At 66.2% G+C, this 15,548-nt stretch carries 19 protein-coding genes and 1 tRNA gene; 16 read left to right on the plus strand and 4 right to left on the minus strand.

The genetic code is table 11. The annotated features are described in order from the left end of the window. Window positions 1-206: 206 nt before the first annotated feature. Window positions 207-776: a Maf family protein gene (locus tag AC5P9W_RS03775; protein ID WP_019659502.1), complete on the minus strand. Its 570-nt coding sequence runs from the start codon at window positions 774-776 to the stop codon at window positions 207-209. A gap of 113 nt (window positions 777-889) precedes the next feature. On the opposite strand from AC5P9W_RS03775, the gene AC5P9W_RS03780 reads away from it, so the two are divergent. The 14 genes from AC5P9W_RS03780 (at window position 890) to AC5P9W_RS03845 (ending at window position 12,323) form a co-directional block, all read left to right on the plus strand. Continuing rightward, a complete protein-coding gene (locus AC5P9W_RS03780; RefSeq protein WP_019659501.1) occupies window positions 890-1,399 on the plus strand; it encodes a YceD family protein in 510 nt (169 codons plus the stop codon). Between the two features lie 107 nt (window positions 1,400-1,506). Further along, window positions 1,507-1,701: a 50S ribosomal protein L32 gene (gene rpmF, locus AC5P9W_RS03785; protein WP_005408308.1), complete on the plus strand. Its 195-nt coding sequence runs from the start codon at window positions 1,507-1,509 to the stop codon at window positions 1,699-1,701. Window positions 1,702-1,792: 91 nt separating this feature from the next. Then, complete coding sequence (locus AC5P9W_RS03790) at window positions 1,793-2,770, plus strand: beta-ketoacyl-ACP synthase III (protein ID WP_019659500.1); 978 nt, start codon at window positions 1,793-1,795, stop codon at window positions 2,768-2,770. 76 nt (window positions 2,771-2,846) lie between these two features. Continuing rightward, entirely contained in the window at window positions 2,847-3,629 is a 783-nt protein-coding gene (locus AC5P9W_RS03795; protein WP_019659499.1) for a BUD32 family EKC/KEOPS complex subunit, read from the plus strand. A 147-nt stretch (window positions 3,630-3,776) separates the two neighbouring features. Then, a complete protein-coding gene (gene fabD, locus AC5P9W_RS03800; RefSeq protein ID WP_019659498.1) occupies window positions 3,777-4,721 on the plus strand; it encodes an ACP S-malonyltransferase in 945 nt (314 codons plus the stop codon). Window positions 4,722-4,802: 81 nt separating this feature from the next. After that, on the plus strand, window positions 4,803-5,546 hold the full coding sequence (gene fabG, locus AC5P9W_RS03805) for a 3-oxoacyl-ACP reductase FabG (protein WP_005408312.1): 744 nt from the start codon (window positions 4,803-4,805) through the stop codon (window positions 5,544-5,546). A gap of 152 nt (window positions 5,547-5,698) precedes the next feature. Then, window positions 5,699-5,938 (plus strand): acyl carrier protein, encoded by a 240-nt coding sequence (acpP, locus tag AC5P9W_RS03810; protein ID WP_005415509.1) that lies wholly within the window; start codon window positions 5,699-5,701, stop codon window positions 5,936-5,938. 142 nt (window positions 5,939-6,080) lie between these two features. Beyond that, on the plus strand, window positions 6,081-7,343 hold the full coding sequence (fabF, locus tag AC5P9W_RS03815; RefSeq protein WP_019659496.1) for a beta-ketoacyl-ACP synthase II: 1,263 nt from the start codon (window positions 6,081-6,083) through the stop codon (window positions 7,341-7,343). A 92-nt stretch (window positions 7,344-7,435) separates the two neighbouring features. Beyond that, complete coding sequence (locus tag AC5P9W_RS03820; RefSeq protein ID WP_188250351.1) at window positions 7,436-8,800, plus strand: aminodeoxychorismate synthase component I; 1,365 nt, start codon at window positions 7,436-7,438, stop codon at window positions 8,798-8,800. A 246-nt stretch (window positions 8,801-9,046) separates the two neighbouring features. Continuing rightward, window positions 9,047-10,108 (plus strand): endolytic transglycosylase MltG, encoded by a 1,062-nt coding sequence (gene mltG, locus AC5P9W_RS03825; RefSeq protein ID WP_019659494.1) that lies wholly within the window; start codon window positions 9,047-9,049, stop codon window positions 10,106-10,108. Continuing rightward, window positions 10,105-10,770: a dTMP kinase gene (gene tmk, locus AC5P9W_RS03830; RefSeq protein WP_019659493.1), complete on the plus strand. Its 666-nt coding sequence runs from the start codon at window positions 10,105-10,107 to the stop codon at window positions 10,768-10,770. The genes mltG and tmk overlap by 4 nt, the downstream gene beginning before the upstream one ends. Beyond that, a complete protein-coding gene (locus AC5P9W_RS03835; RefSeq protein WP_014646193.1) occupies window positions 10,767-11,723 on the plus strand; it encodes a DNA polymerase III subunit delta' in 957 nt (318 codons plus the stop codon). Before tmk ends, AC5P9W_RS03835 begins: the two co-directional genes overlap by 4 nt. Then, window positions 11,720-12,073: a PilZ domain-containing protein gene (locus AC5P9W_RS03840; protein ID WP_004146965.1), complete on the plus strand. Its 354-nt coding sequence runs from the start codon at window positions 11,720-11,722 to the stop codon at window positions 12,071-12,073. Before AC5P9W_RS03835 ends, AC5P9W_RS03840 begins: the two co-directional genes overlap by 4 nt. Window positions 12,074-12,248: 175 nt before the next feature. Next, window positions 12,249-12,323 (plus strand) — tRNA-Val (locus AC5P9W_RS03845). A gap of 85 nt (window positions 12,324-12,408) precedes the next feature. Here AC5P9W_RS03845 and AC5P9W_RS03850 read toward each other — a convergent pair. Together AC5P9W_RS03850 and AC5P9W_RS03855 are read right to left on the minus strand one after the other, a co-directional pair. Beyond that, window positions 12,409-12,972, minus strand: coding sequence for a hypothetical protein (locus AC5P9W_RS03850; protein ID WP_111103373.1), 564 nt, complete (start codon window positions 12,970-12,972; stop codon window positions 12,409-12,411). A 52-nt stretch (window positions 12,973-13,024) separates the two neighbouring features. After that, complete coding sequence (locus AC5P9W_RS03855) at window positions 13,025-13,432, minus strand: hypothetical protein (protein ID WP_100447862.1); 408 nt, start codon at window positions 13,430-13,432, stop codon at window positions 13,025-13,027. A gap of 135 nt (window positions 13,433-13,567) precedes the next feature. Between AC5P9W_RS03855 and AC5P9W_RS03860 the strand changes: the two genes are divergently transcribed. Together AC5P9W_RS03860 and AC5P9W_RS03865 are read left to right on the plus strand one after the other, a co-directional pair. Then, complete coding sequence (locus AC5P9W_RS03860; RefSeq protein ID WP_457894737.1) at window positions 13,568-13,711, plus strand: hypothetical protein; 144 nt, start codon at window positions 13,568-13,570, stop codon at window positions 13,709-13,711. A 286-nt stretch (window positions 13,712-13,997) separates the two neighbouring features. Continuing rightward, window positions 13,998-14,378 carry a tautomerase family protein gene (locus AC5P9W_RS03865; protein WP_021202620.1) on the plus strand — a complete coding sequence of 127 codons (381 nt, stop codon included), beginning with the start codon at window positions 13,998-14,000 and terminating at the stop codon, window positions 14,376-14,378. Window positions 14,379-14,412: 34 nt separating this feature from the next. Here AC5P9W_RS03865 and AC5P9W_RS03870 read toward each other — a convergent pair whose 3' ends face one another. Beyond that, window positions 14,413-15,510: an XVIPCD domain-containing protein gene (locus AC5P9W_RS03870; RefSeq protein WP_134730225.1), complete on the minus strand. Its 1,098-nt coding sequence runs from the start codon at window positions 15,508-15,510 to the stop codon at window positions 14,413-14,415. Window positions 15,511-15,548 lie beyond the last annotated feature (38 nt).

Genomic DNA, 15,548 nt, shown 5'->3' on the forward strand with positions numbered 1-15,548 from the left:
GACGTTAAGGTGCGGGATGGGGATCGCTCGGCTCGTCTGTCGGCTGCTATCCGCAGATATCATGTTGACGGTCCCTCCACCCTGGCTCCTACATACCGCGTAGGAGCCGGGAGGAACATACAAGCCCATGCTCGGCTGCTTCTGCTTCTGCTTCAGATGCAGGCAGCCTCAAAAAAAACAGCCGGGCATGGGCTCGGCTCTACCGTTCACGGCACCGCGAAACCTGCCCTGCGCAGCAATCCGCATAGCGTGATCAGCGGCAGGCCGATCAGCGCGGTCGGGTCGCGGTTGTCGATGGCGTCGAACAGGCTGATGCCCAGGCCCTCGCATTTGAAGCTGCCGGCGCAGTCCAGCGGCTGTTCGGTGGCCACGTAGCGGGCGATCTCGTCCGGTTCCAGTGCACGGAAGCGGACCTCGGTCAGATCGGTGGCCGTGAATGATGCTCCATCACGGCTGAGGCAGACGGCGGTATGGAAGTGCACGGTCTGCCCGGACATCGCCGCCAGCTGTGCGCAGGCGGCCTCGACCGTACCCGGTTTGCCCAGTGGCTGGCCGTTCAGGTCCGCGACCTGGTCCGAGCCGATCACCCACGCGCCGGGATGCCGGCACGCCACCTCGACCGCCTTGGTGGCGGCCAGGCGGGTGGCCAGGGCCAATGGCGCTTCGTTGTTCAACGGGGTTTCATCCACCTCAGGGCGCGCGCAGTCGAAGGGCAGGCCCAGCCGCTGCAGCAGTTCACGGCGGTAGCGGGACGTGGAGGCCAGGACCAGTGACATGCGACAATACCGGGGCAGGGCGAAGCAGTCTGGCCCGTCTGCAGCGCTAGCGGCAAGTCCTGTATGGCGGGCATTTGACAGCCGCCGCTCCGATCCTTAGTATTCAGCGGCTTATGTCCGCGAACGTGCCCGAAACGCTGGATGCCTGGCGGATGGTTGTAGCGCGAAGGCGCTTCGACGGTCAGGTCTCCCTGGCTGAATTGACCCGCCTGCAGGGGTTGGTCGCAGATACCGACGGCGAGTGCGTCTACTCGCTTGAATTCGGTCGCGACGACGTCTTGCGGGTATCCTATGTGGAACTGACCATCGACACCGCGTTGCCGCTGACCTGTCAGCGCAGCATGCAGCGATTCCTGTTGCCGGTGAAGGTGACCCAGAGGCTTGGCCTGATCCGCGACGAGGACGAGGAATCGTCCCTGCCGGAGGAATACGAGGCGTTGCTGGTGCCGGAAGATGGCCAGCTGAAGCCGCTGGATCTGGTCGAGGACGAGCTGGTGCTGGCGGTGCCGGTGGTACCGCTGTCGCCCGACGGTGAAGCAGTCGACAAGGACTGGGCGCCGAGCGAAGAAGAAACAAAGAAGGCCAACCCGTTTGCGGCGTTGGCGGCATTGAAGAAACAATAGCAGCCGGTTGTCGTCGGCGGCTGCGGCGAAAGCGAAAAGTGTGCTGGGCGCTGGCGTCCTGTGCGACGAAACGACGAAGCAAAACGAACCGAGTTTGGAGCAATCCCATGGCTGTCCAGAAATCCCGTGTTACCCCGTCCCGCCGCGGCCAGCGCCGTTCGCATGACGCCCTGAGCGCCAAGCAGCTGTCGACCGACCCGACCACCGGCGAAGTGCATCTGCGTCACCACATCACTGCCGATGGTTTCTACCGCGGCAAGAAGGTCATCCAGACCAAGACCTCGGCCGTCGAAGAAGATTGATGTGCCGGGAAGGCCGCTGCCTCCGGGCAGCGGCCTTTGCCTTCTTTCCCGGGCGTGCCGGTGATCGGCGGCCCGCGCAACAGGAAACATGATGAGCAAGCGGATCTACTCGAGGATCGCGGGCACCGGCAGCTATTTGCCGGAAAAAGTCCTGACCAACGCCGACCTGGAAAAAATGGTCGAAACCTCGGACGAGTGGATCCAGTCGCGCACCGGCATTCGTGAACGGCACATCGCGGCCGAAGGCGAAACCACCAGCGACCTTGGCTACAACGCCGCCCTGCGCGCGCTGGAAGCCGCAGGCATCGACGCTTCGCAGCTCGACATGATCGTGGTCGGTACGACCACGCCTGACCTTATTTTCCCGTCCACCGCGTGCCTGATCCAGGCCAAGCTCGGTGTGGCCGGGTGCCCCGCCTTCGACGTCAACGCAGCCTGCTCGGGCTTCGTGTTCGCGCTGGGCGTGGCCGATAAATTCATCCGTTCCGGTGACTGCAAGCACGTGCTGGTGATCGGCACCGAAACGCTGACCCGCATGGTCGACTGGAACGATCGCACCACCTGCGTACTGTTCGGCGATGGTGCTGGCGCCGTCGTGCTCAAGGCCGACGAAGAGACCGGCATCCTCAGCACCCACCTGCATGCCGACGGCAGCAAGAAGGAGCTGTTGTGGAACCCGGTCGGCGTCTCGAGCGGTTTCAAGGACGGCGCCAACGGTGGCGGCACCATCAACATGAAGGGCAACGACGTGTTCAAGTACGCCGTCAAGGCGCTGGACTCGGTCGTGGACGAGACCCTGGCCGCCAACGGCCTGGACAAGTCCGACCTGGATTGGCTGATTCCGCACCAGGCCAACCTGCGCATCATCGAAGCCACCGCCAAGCGCCTGGAGATGTCGATGGACCAGGTGGTGGTGACTGTCGACAAGCATGGCAATACCTCGTCCGGCTCGGTGCCGCTGGCGCTCGACGCCGCCGTGCGTTCGGGCAAGGTCGAGCGCGGCCAGCTGCTGCTGCTGGAGGCCTTCGGTGGTGGCTTCACGTGGGGTTCGGCTCTGTTGCGCTATTGATAGTGCAAGTTACGACAATGTGAAGCTTTGTCGTTGCGGCCCTCCGGGGCCGTAACGCGTTTAAGGAGGACCTGTCATGGTTGAGCCCATCGTCATCGAAGGGCAACGTGCCTGGCTGAAGCAGTACGGCAAGGGAAGCCGGGCGCTGGCCCTTGGCCTGCTCAATTTTGTTGCCCGTCGTTTCCACCTCGATGCCCTTCGTCCTCCTCCGCACCGTGGCGGCGACGCCGCACGCGAAACCGAGGCCCGCCGCCTTGCAGAACTGCAGGCGCAGGGTGTGAACGTGCCTGACGTGCTGGGCACCGGCCATGCCGCGCTGGTAATCGGCGACAACGGCAGCTCGTTCAATACCTGCCTGCGCCAGGCCGACGAGGCCGGTCGTGATCGGCTGGTCATGGCGGCGATGCAGGCCATTGCCGAAGCGCATGCGCGCGGCGCCTATTTCGGCCAGCCGTTGCCGCGCAACCTCACCTGGGATGGCGACAAGGTCGGTTTCATCGACTTCGAGGAAGATCCACTGGAAGTGATGGACCTGTCCGAAGCCCAGGCCCGCGACTGGCTGATGTTCGGCTATGGCGTGGCCAAGTACTATGCCGACCGCCCCGAGCACCTGCAGGCGATGATGGCCGAGGCGATGGGCGGTGCCCAGGCACCGGTGCGCGAGCACGTGCATGCGGTCAGTGGCCGCCTGCGCAGCCTGGCCAGGGTCTGCATGAAGCTGGGCCGGTCAGCGCGCGCGCTGGCCCATTCGATCTTCATCACCCACGGTGCCAGCACTGCTGGCGTGCTGATGCTGGTGGGCCTGTGCGTAGATTTCCTCGCCGACGGCGATCTGGACGTCCTGCAGCTGTTCTGCTGATCGTCGGCCGGGGTCAGATCCCATTTCCGGTGGAAAAGGGATCTGACCCTGTCATTGCTCCATACGCCTGCATACGCGCACGTACAGACGACACAGCGGATTCCCCCTTATCATGGCCCGCTTCGATTGCAACAAGCGGATGACCGCGTGACCGTATCCACCCTCGCTTTTGTCTTCCCCGGCCAGGGCTCGCAGTCTGTGGGCATGCTGGCCGAGCTGGCCGAACTGCACCCGCAGGTGCGTGAAGCCTTCACCGAGGCATCCGATGGTGCCGGTGTCGACCTGTGGGCGTTGTCCCAGGGCGGCCCGGAGGAAATGCTCAACCGTACCGAATACACCCAGCCGGCCCTGCTGGCCGCCAGCATCGGCGTGTGGCGCGCCTGGAACGCCGTGGGCGGCCCGCGCCCGTCGGTGCTGTCCGGCCACAGCCTGGGCGAGTACACCGCCCTGGTCGCCGCCGGCGCGCTGAGCCTGCATGACGGTGCGCACCTGGTGCGCCTGCGTGGCCAGCTGATGCAGGAAGCGGCACCGGCCGGTGTCGGGGCCATGGCCGCCGTGCTCGGTGCCGAAGACCAGCTGGTGCTGGACGTCTGCGCCGAAGCCGCAGGCAGCCAGGTGGTGGTGCCGGCCAACTTCAATTCGCCGGGCCAGATCGTGATCGGTGGCGACGCCGATGCGGTCGACCGTGCACTGGCGCTGCTGGCCGAGAAGGGCGTGCGCAAGGCGGTCAAGCTGGCCGTCAGCGTGCCCTCGCACACCCCGCTCATGCGCGAAGCCGCCAACCGCCTGGCCGAAGTGATGGCCGGCCTGTCCTGGCAGGCGCCGCAGCTGCCGGTGGTGCAGAACGTCGATGCCCAGGTGCACGACGGCGTGGACGCCATCCGCACCGCGCTGGTCCAGCAGCTGTACCAGCCGGTGCAGTGGACCGGTTGCGTGCAGGCGCTGGCCGCCCGCGGCATCACCCAGATCGCCGAGTGCGGCCCAGGCAAGGTGCTGACCGGCCTGGTCAAGCGCATCGACAAGGCCATCGACGGCCGTCCGCTGGCCACGCCGGGCGACTTCGAAGCCGCCCGCGAGGCATGGTCGGCCTGACCTTCCCTGTTCCTGCCGGCCGTACCGGTGGCCGCTGCAAGCGGCACGGTGCGGCGGCCGCTCCCGTCTGAGGAAAACATCATGAGCAAGCCCCTGCAGGGTGAAATCGCACTGGTCACCGGTGCCAGCCGTGGCATTGGCGCCGCCATCGCCGATCTGCTGGCCGCCCAGGGCGCCACCGTCATCGGCACCGCCACCACCGAATCCGGCGCTGCCGCGATCGGCGAACGCCTGGCTGCCCACGGCGGTCACGGCCGCGCGCTGAACGTCACCGATGCCGCCGCGCTGGACAGCGTGCTCGATGGCATCGCCAAGGAATTCGGCCCGATCTCGATCCTGGTCAACAATGCCGGCATCACCCGCGACAACCTGCTGATGCGCATGAAGGACGAGGACTGGGCGTCGATCATCGACACCAACCTGACCAGCGTGTTCCGCACCAGCAAGGCGGTGATGCGCGGCATGATGAAGGCACGCAAGGGCCGCATCATCAACATCGCATCGGTGGTGGGCGTGACCGGCAACGCCGGCCAGGCCAACTACGCCGCGGCCAAGGCCGGCATCATCGGCTTCAGCAAGTCGCTGGCCAAGGAAATCGGTTCGCGCGGCGTCACCGTCAATGTTGTCGCACCTGGCTTCATCGACACCGACATGACCAAGGCGTTGCCGGAAGAAGCGCGCACCGCGCTGATCAACGACATCGCCCTCGAACGCCTGGGATCGCCGGAAGACATCGCCCATGCGGTGGCCTTCCTGGCCAGCCCGGCTGCCGGTTACATCACCGGCGAAACCCTCCATGTGAACGGCGGCATGTACATGCCGTAAGCAAGGGGCGCAGGGATTGCGCCGCAAGTGGTTGATCTGCGGGGGTTTTTGCTGCAATGCAAGGCCGCGCCGGTTTCCACTACACTATCCCACGGCCATCGCCCTTGATGGCGACCACTTTTGAACCACAACTCCATCTGGAGCGAGATCCCATGAGCACCATCGAAGAACGCGTCAAGAAAATCGTCGTCGAACAGCTTGGCGTCAAGGAAGAAGAAGTCACCAACAGCGCATCGTTCGTCGATGACCTGGGCGCTGACTCGCTGGACACCGTCGAGCTGGTGATGGCCCTGGAAGAAGAATTCGAGTGCGAGATCCCGGACGAAGAAGCCGAGAAGATCAGCACCGTGCAGGCCGCCATCGACTACATCAAGGCCCACGTCAAGGCCTGATGTCAGACGGCAGTGCGCGCGCGGGCTCACGCTCGCCGCGCACCGCACCCCATGGGGCCGCAGTTGCGGCCCCGTGTGTTTGGGCATCACACCGAAGCAAACCGTGTTACCCGATTGAACCTTCGGGTCAGGAGAATCAGCAATGAAGCGTCGCGTCGTCGTAACCGGCCTGGGTATCGTCTCGCCGTTGGGCAATGATCTGGCCAGCAGCTGGGAAGGCATCACCCACGGTCGTTCGGGCATCGGTCCGCTGACCAACATTTCTGATGCCTACCTGGATCGGTTCACCACCAAGATTGCAGGTGAGGTCAAGGGCTTTGACATCACCGCCGACAACGAACTGTTCGGCAAATTCCGGGTCAGCGGCAAGGATGCCAAGAAGATGGACCCGTTCATCCATTACGGCCTCGGTGCCTCGTTCATGGCCCTGCACGACTCGGGCCTGGAGATCACCGACGCCAATGCCGAGCGCATCGGCGCCATCGTCGGCGCCGGCATCGGCGGCCTGCTCGGCATCGAAGAGCAGACCATCGAGTTCCACGAGGGCAAGAAGATCTCGCCCTTCTACGTGCCCAAGACCATCATCAACATGCTGCCGGGCCAGCTGAGCATCATCACCGGCCTGAAGGGCCCGTCGTTCTCGGCGGTGTCGGCGTGCGCGACCTCGAACCATTCGATCGGTACCGCGATGCGCATGATCCAGTACGGCGACGCCGACGTGATGGTGGTCGGCGGTGCCGAACGTGGCTCGTCGCCGACCGCACTGGGTGGCTTCTGCGCGATGAAGGCCATGAGCACCCGCAATGACGCCCCGGAACAGGCTTCGCGCCCGTGGGACAAGGACCGTGACGGCTTCGTGCTGGGCGACGGCGCCGGCATCCTGATCCTGGAAGAGTACGAGCACGCCAAGGCGCGTGGCGCAAAGATCTACTGTGAACTGGCCGGCTTCGGCGCCAGCTCCGACGCGTACCACATGACCGCACCGAGCGAGAACGGCGAAGGCGCCGCGCGCTGCATGGTCATGGCCATGAAGGACGCGGGCGTGACCCCGGAACAGGTGGGTTACCTCAACGCGCACGGCACCTCCACGCCGCTGGGCGACCTGGGCGAGACCATGGCCATGAAGACCGCCTTCGGCGACCACGCCTACAAGATGATGGTCAGCTCCACCAAGTCGATGACCGGCCACCTGCTGGGCGCTGCTGGCGGCGTGGAAGCGATCTTCTCGGTGATGGCGCTGCAGGACAACGTCATTCCGCCGACCATCAACCTGCAGCAGCCGGGCGAAGGCTGCGACCTGGACTACGTGCCCAACGAAGCACGCCAGGCCAAGGTCGACGTGGTGATGTCCAATGGCTTCGGCTTCGGCGGCACCAACGGCACGCTGATCTTCAAGCGCGTCTGACCGAGTTGTAGCGTCGGGCCATGCTCGATGCCGCGTTCTACGGAGCCGCCGCAAGGCGGCTTCCGTGCATCTGAACCCCCGACCTGGCCGCCATGACCCACGCACCGCTGATCCACCCGCTGTCGCACCCGATCGATCTGCTGGCCCTGCAGCAGCATGACCCGGCGCGCTTCCCGCTGCTGATGGAATCCACTGCCTCGGGCACCGCCCAGGGCCGCTGGAGCCTGCTGCTGGCCACGCAGGGCGAGGGCCTGCGGCTGGACGCCGATGGCCAGGTGCGCGACCTGCAGGGTGCCGTGCAGCCCGGCACGTTCCTGCAGGCGCTGGATCGCGCCTGGCAGCACGAACGTCTGCCGCACGACGGCAGCCACAGCCTGCCGTTCCGTGGCGGCTGGGCGCTGATGCTGGACTACGAAGTGGCCAGCCAGATCGAACCGGTGCTGCCGGCGCGCGCGCGCGCGGACGGCCGCCCGACCGCGCTGGCGCTGCGCTGCCCGGCCGCGGTGCTGCACGACCACCAGAACGACGCCAGCTTCGTCATCGCCGAAGCCGGTGAGCAGACCCTGCTGGAGGCGCTGATGACCTTGGCGTCGCAGGCATTGCCGGAGGCCGGGCAGGGCTGGCAGCCGCCGCAGTCGGTCGGCGAGGATGCGCCACAGCGCTTCACCGATGGCGTGCGCCGGGTGATCGACTACCTGCGTGCCGGCGATGTGTTCCAGGTAAACCTGTCGCGGCGCTGGAGCGCGCAGTTCGCCGCGCCGGTCAGCCCGCAGGCGTTGTATTCGCAGCTGCGCCGTGCCAACCCCGCACCGTTCGCCGGGTTGTTCAGCGCGCACGGCCGCCACGTGGTCAGTTCCTCGCCGGAACGGCTGGTGTCGGTGCATGCCGGCCACGCGCAGACGCGTCCTATTGCCGGCACGCGTCCGCGCTTCGAGGGCGACGATGATGCCGCGCGCATCCAGGAACTGGTCGGGCACCCCAAGGAGCGTGCCGAGCACGTGATGCTGATCGACCTGGAGCGCAACGACCTGGGCCGTATCTGCCTGCCCGGTACCGTGGTGGTCGATGAGCTGATGACCGTGGAGAGCTACGCGCATGTGCACCACATCGTCAGCAACGTCAGCGGCCACCTGCGCCCGGAGGTCACGCCCGGCGAGGTGATCGCCGCCACGTTCCCGGGCGGCACCATCACCGGCTGCCCCAAGGTGCGCTGCATGCAGATCATCAGCGAGCTGGAGCAGGTGCCGCGTGGTGCCTACACCGGCGCGTTCGGCTGGCTGAACCGCGATGGCGACCTGGACCTGAACATCCTGATCCGCACCGCCGAAGTGGACGGCCAAGAGGTGAGCTTCCGCACCGGCGCCGGCATCGTGGTCGATTCGGACCCGGACAAGGAACTGGACGAGACCCGCGCCAAGGCCCGCGGCCTGCTGCGTGCGCTGGGCCAGCAGGGCTAGGCGTGCACCGGTAGTGCCGGCCGCTGGCCGGCAACGCCATTCCCCCACGGTGGGTGCCGACCGTTGGTCGGCACGGAGTCCTCCATGGCCATTCATCCACGCATGGCGTGGATCTACTGATCGCCGCGCCAGGCATGGATTGTGGTGGGTGCCGACCGTTGGTCGGCACGCAGGCGCGACCCCGGTCATGACCCCAATCCACCGGCACGGTATCCTGCACGACGGAATCGAGTTCAGAGGTAGTCCATGGCGGGAGCCAAGCGCGGGTGTCTGTTCGTGGTAACGCTGGTGGTGGTGCTGGCCGCCGTCGTGGCCGGCGCGGGCGCGTGGTTCTTCTACCAGCAGACCCGGTTCGCCGATGCCCCGATCACCCCGACCGCCGAGAGCGTGGTCATCGCCAGCGGCGATGGCATGAACAGCGTGCTGCGCAAGCTGCGCGATGCCGGCGTGGACGAGGGCCAGGACACCCAGTGGCAACTGCTGGCGCGCCAGCTCGATGCGGCCGGCAAGCTGAAGGTGGGCGAGTACGCGCTCAGTGGCGAGCTGACCCCGCGCGAGCTGTTGCTGCGCATGCGCGCCGGCAAGGTGCTGCAGCACCGCGTCACCATTGTCGAGGGCTGGAACATCCGCCAGCTGCGTGCTGCACTCAAGCGCGCCGAGCCGCTGCTGCACACCACCGATACCCTGGATGACGCCGCGTTGATGCAGCGCCTCGGCTTCGGTGGCCAGCACCCGGAAGGCCGCTTCCTGCCGGAGACCTACGTCTACCAGCGCGGCGACAGTGATCTGGACGTGCTCAAGCGCGCCCACGCCGCAATGGAAAAGGCGCTGGACGAAGCCTGGGAAAGCCGCGCGCCGGACCTGCCGATCAACACGCCCTACGAACTGCTGACGCTGGCGTCGATCATCGAGAAGGAAACCGCGCTGGCCAGCGAGCGCCCGCAGATCGCCGGCGTGTTCATGCGCCGCCTGAAGATCGGCATGCGCCTGCAGACCGACCCGACCGTGATCTACGGCATCGGTGCCGCGTATGACGGCAACATCCGCCGCCGCGACCTGACCACCGATACGCCGTACAACACCTATACCCGTGCGGGCCTGACCCCGACCCCGATCGCCATGCCCAGTCGCGACGCGCTGATGGCCGCCGCGCAGCCGGCCGCCGGTGACGCGCTGTACTTCGTCGCCGTGGGCGACGGCAGCGGCGCGCACGTGTTCTCGCCCAGCCTGGAGCAGCACAACGCCGCCGTAGCCCGCTACCTGCAGCAGCTGCGCCAGCAACGTACCCAGGAGATCCCGGCGCAATGAGTCCCGCGCTGCTTCGTCACCCGCGTTTCGTCAGCCTGGAAGGCGGCGAGGGCGCGGGGAAGACCACCGCCATCAATGCCATCCGTGACTGCCTGCGCAGCCACGGCCACGAGGTGGTGCTGACCCGCGAGCCGGGCGGTACGCCACTGGCCGAGCGCATCCGCGGCCTGGTGCTGAAGCCTGATGCCGAGATCGCTGCCGAGCCGCTCAGCGCCGAAGCCGAGTTGCTACTGGTGTTCGCCGCACGCGCCCAGCATGTGCGCCAGGTGATCCGGCCGGCGCTGCAGCGCGGTGCCTACGTGCTGAGCGATCGCTTCACCGATTCCAGCTACGCCTACCAGGGCGGCGGCCGTGGCCTGGATCCGCAGTGGATTGCCGACCTGGAGCGCCGCGCGGTCGGCCTGCTGCCGGGCTTGACCCTGCTGCTGGATGTGGATGTGGCGGTGGGCCGCGCCCGCGCGAATGGCCGTGACCTGTGGCCGGACCGCATCGAGAGCGAGCAGGACGATTTCTTCCAGCGCGTGCGCGCCGTGTTCCGCAGCCGCGCACAGCAGGACCCGCAGCGCTTCGCGCTGATCGACGCCGGCCAGGTGCAGGAACGCGTGGCCGCCGATGTGGTCGCACGTATCGAGCGTTGGCTGCAGGACGGGGAGGGCGCATGAGCACGTTTTCGCCGTGGCAGCAGCGCGCGTTCGACCAGACCGTGGCCGCGCTCGACGCCGGTCGCCTCGGTCATGGCCTGCTGATCTGCGGCCCGGCCGGGCTGGGCAAGCGCGAGGTGGCGCTGGCGCTGGCCGACCACGTGCTGGCGCAGGGTGATGCAACGCACGCCACGCGCACGCGCCAGCTGATCGCCGCCGGCACCCATCCGGACCTGCAGCTGGTCAGCTTCATTCCGAACAAGAGCGGCGACAAGCTGCGTACCGAGATCGTCATCGAGCAGGTGCGCGAGATCACCGAAAAGCTGGCGCTGACCCCGCAGTACGGCGTGGCGCAGGTCGTGATCGTCGATCCGGCCGATGCGATCAACCGTTCGGCCGCCAACGCGCTGCTGAAGACGCTGGAGGAGCCGCAGCCCGGCCGCTACCTGTGGCTGATCAGCAGCGATCCGGCACGCCTGCCGCAGACCATCCGCAGCCGTTGCCAGCGACTGGAATTCAAGCTGCCGCCGCAGCACGAAGCACTGGCCTGGCTGCAGCAGCTGGGCCACAGTGAAGCATCGGCGCGCGAAGCGCTGGAGGCCGCCCGCGGCCATCCCGGCCAGGCCGACAACTGGCTGCGCGAAGACGGCCTGAGCCTGCGCCGCGAAGTCGGTCGAGATCTGGAACAGCTGGCCGCCGGCAAGACCGGCGCGGTGGAGCTGGCGCAGAAGTGGTGCGGTGATGACAACGCGGCGCTGCGCCTGCGCTTCGCTGCCGATCTGGCGCTGGCCCAGGCCAGTACCGATGCCTTGACCACGCCGGAGCGATTGCACAAGCTTGCAGCCTGGTTCGATGCGGCCAACCGCACCCGGGACCTGCTGCGCACCACGGTGCGTGCAGACCTCGCGGTGGTCGAGTTGCTGCTGGCCTGGAACAAGGTGAACGAGCGGCCTGCCGCAAGGGGAAATCGATGAGTGCCAGCAACGCCCGCCAGGGCATCCTGTCCCTGGCTGTGAAGGACAAGGCCGCGCTGTACAGCGCGTACATGCCGTTCGTGAAGAATGGCGGCATCTTCGTGCCCACGCCCAAGCGCTATTTCCTGGGCGACGAGGTGTTCCTGCTGCTGACCCTGCCCGATTCCAGCGAGCGCCTGCCGGTGGCCGGCAAGGTGATCTGGGTGACCCCGGCCGGCGCGCAGGGCAACCGCACCGCCGGCATCGGCGTGCAGCTGGCCGACGGCGCCGAAGGCGAGGGCGTGCGCCACAAGATCGAGACCCTGCTGGCCGGGCTTACCAGCTCGGACAAGCCGACCCATACGATGTGATTCCGGTAGCGCCGGGCTGGGCTCGGCTGCATGCCCCGAAACGCCTGTGAACCCGCTGTTCTGTAGAGCCGAGCCATGCTCGGCTGCGCACCCCGAAAACACCCGTGAACACGAATGTGAAAAAGTGTTGACGGCCTCTGAAAAGCCCCTATAATGAGCGGCTCAGCAACACACCGGGCGGTTAGCTCAGCGGTAGAGCATTGCCTTCACACGGCAAGGGTCACAGGTTCGATCCCTGTACCGCCCACCATGTTGCAGAACGAAAGAAGCCTCCAGAAATGGGGGCTTTTTTGTTACCAGCGATCCAGCAAGATCAGCTGGAAGCACACGCCCTTTCAGCCGTGCCGCTCCAGCAGCTCGCGCGCGATCATCGCCGTGGCATCCAGCAGGTCATGGCCGCTACCCGCCTGCACCACCACCGCCAATAGGCTACGGCCCACCTCGGCATTGCCGCTGGTCAGTTCCATCTCGCCCTCAAAGCACAGATCGGCCAACCATTCATGGGCCTGCTGCAGCCCGCGCTTGCGGACGCGGCGGGACTCCGCGAGCAGCTTCGCCTGGCCGGCCTCCTGCTCACCGTCGGCCAGCAGGCCGATGGCACCGCCGTGCGCCGCGCGCCAGAGGGCCGGTAGCGGGCGACCGTTCGCGTCCACCACGTCCGGCGAGAACTGCGCGCAGTACATTTCGTAGCGCTTGCCCGCTGTGCTGCGGGGCACGATGCCGGCCTCGGCCAGCAGGCGTTCGGCTTCATCCAGTGTGCTGAACTTCAAGCGCAGCAGTGCAGGGCGGCTCAGCTGTTGTGCCAGCGCGTGCTGGTTGGCAGCGAACCAGACGTTCCAGCCCACGGTTGCGCGGCCTTCCAGTGCGGCCTTGAAGTATTCCAGGTGTTCGGCGTCCATTGCGGTCTCCTGCGCTCCCTGCGCGATTGTAGCGGGAGCGTATCCGGGCCGGTCAGGCGTCGCCGCCGGAGAGGCAATGATGTGCCTCGCGCACCAGTTGTCGTGCGGCCACGATCAGTCCGTCGATATGGAAGGCACCCAACTGTTCGTCCGGGCCGCCTTCGTTGCGCGCATGGTCGGCGGCCTGCAGCAGATCGAGCAATGCGCCGAGCCCAGATAGCGAGCGGCGCAACGAAGCGTGATTGCTGGCGCCGAGGGTGAGGCTGATGCACGGCTGTCCGTCATCGCCGTCAGCATGGTTGATCGCATTGAGACGGGCGAAGAAAGTGGGCAGCTGCGCGGGCAAATTCTGCGCGTTCAGGGCGCACTCGATCTCGCGTGCGAGGTCTTCGGGCACATCGGCGGCGACGTCGCCGATAAGGGTGTACAGGCGGGGATGGACGGCGGTGCGGTTGGTCATGGCGAAACCCTCACTGGCGTAGGGCCACCTTCCGGAGTGAAGGTGGCGGACGGTGCGGGTTGGCGTACCAAGGCAAACGAACTCCCATCGAGAAGAAGGCCTGGCGGATCTGTCGATCCCCACGCACCGGCCGCCATGGAGGCAATCGATACATTCTCTCTGCTGCGGCGCAAACCGCAGCGATGGGTGTTCATTCGTTTATTCGAGACGCCAATCCCGGCCAAGGCGTCTTGCCTCGGCGCGGCGATCTTCAAGCCGGGCAATCACATCGGTCTGTAAGGAAAATTCTCAACTGTCCCTAGGCAGGCCAGACGTTTTCCGATGTGTGCCGTTCGACACGCGCGAGTAGTGCGGCCCATCACTGATGGCGCACATCGCCGCCCCTATCGACGGTGCACAAGACGACTCCAGAGCGGCGCCGCCACGGCAATCGCGTCACCCCGCGCGGCGGAGGCGGGACCATGCCACGCATGGAGCCAGAGGGTTCCATCCCTGCGCTGTCCCGCCGCCCCGGGCAGGCGTAGTCTCAGCCCGTTGCCGTGCCCTTCCACCCTGGAGTACCACCATGCCGCTCGCCCGCATCGATCTTCGCAAAGGTAAATCCGCCGACTACCTGCAACGCGTCGGCGACACCATCTACCAGGCCATGCGCGCGGTGGGCGTGCCGGAGAACGATCGCTTCCAGATCTTCCAGGAGCACGCACCTGGCACGCTGATCTACGACCCGGGTTACCTGGGTGTGGACCGTACCGACGACTTCATCTGTATCCAGATCACCTGGAACGAAGGGCGCACGCTGGAGCAGAAGAAGGCGCTGTACGCCGGCATCGCCGATGGACTGCATGCAGCGGTGGGCATCCGCCGCGAGGACGTGTTCATCAACCTGGTGGAGGTGAAGAAGGAGAACTGGTCGTTCGGGAACGGTCAGGCGCAGTACGTGAGTTGATGCGGGAACGGTGCCTGCGCCTGATGCGGCTGGGTCAGGCCATGCGCGGCGAGGCCTGCTGTTGTGCCTGTTGCTCGTCCTGCGCCAGCCGGCTTGCGTCGCGGGATTGCTGCTGCACATTGGCCTGCTGATACAGCGTATCCGCGTCGCCCTGCTGCGTATCGAGCAGGGACAGGCGCTGGCGATTGGCGGCAGGGTCCGGCGAGGCGGTGTCGCCGCTGCGATGCAGGAATACGTAGCCGGGTGCCTCGGCGGTGCTGTTTGAACTGAATGCCACCTGCAGCGTGTCCTTTTCGCTGAAGCCGGCCTGCACCGCCGCGTGGGTCAGATGGCCGGCCAGTCGTTCGTGCTCCTGGCCGGGGGGCAGTCCCTGCTGTTCGCTGGCCTGGGCGAGTGCGGTACGCACTTTCTGGTCCAAGGCATGAAGGCTGTGCCCCGGTGCGCGCGCGTCCGCAGCCAGACGCTCGCTCAAGGGGCCATCAATGCCATCGGTTTCGCTGAGCAGACGCTGCTTCAAGCTGCGCTCGGGCAAGGGATGAGTGGTGGTGCGGTTGAGTTCGCTGTTGGGGAAAGGGGGCTCAATGCTGTCCACGCCATGGATGTTGCGCAGCGGACGATAGCCGTCCTTGCCCTGTGACTGGACGCCCAGCGGAATGCGGACATCGGGCAGCAACTGGCCGACGGGGCCGCCGATGCTGTTCACGTCCAGGCTGTGCTTGCGCTGGATGCCGGCATGATTCAATGCGCCCCAGGTGAAGTCCACGCAGTTGTGGCGCACGTCGGCATAGTGCTTGCTGAAGCCGTGCGCCACTGGATCGTCGCCGAACGCCTTGAGCTTGTTGTACTGGGCTTCGGTGATTTCCAGAGAGCGCGTGTAATGCGGGTTCTTGTAGGTCTTTGCATCGCTGTCCACGATGTCGCCCGGTCCGTTCATGCTGCCGTGCTTGATCGGTGCAAAGCCGTAGCTCGCTGGATCTTTCCCCGGTGCTCGCAGGACGTAGAACATGTGACCGGGCCCGGATGTCTGCGGGGAACCATCCGGATTGCTCAGCGGCTGCTGCGTTACGGGGTCGAGAAGCGGTGTACCCGGTGCCGCAATGACGATATCGACGATGTAGCGTGGCTTGTCCATGTGCGTGGTGTTCCTCCTGGAAGGTGTACGAAGGCGCT

This window comes from Stenotrophomonas sp. YJH_SMC_33 (genome assembly GCF_059372295.1).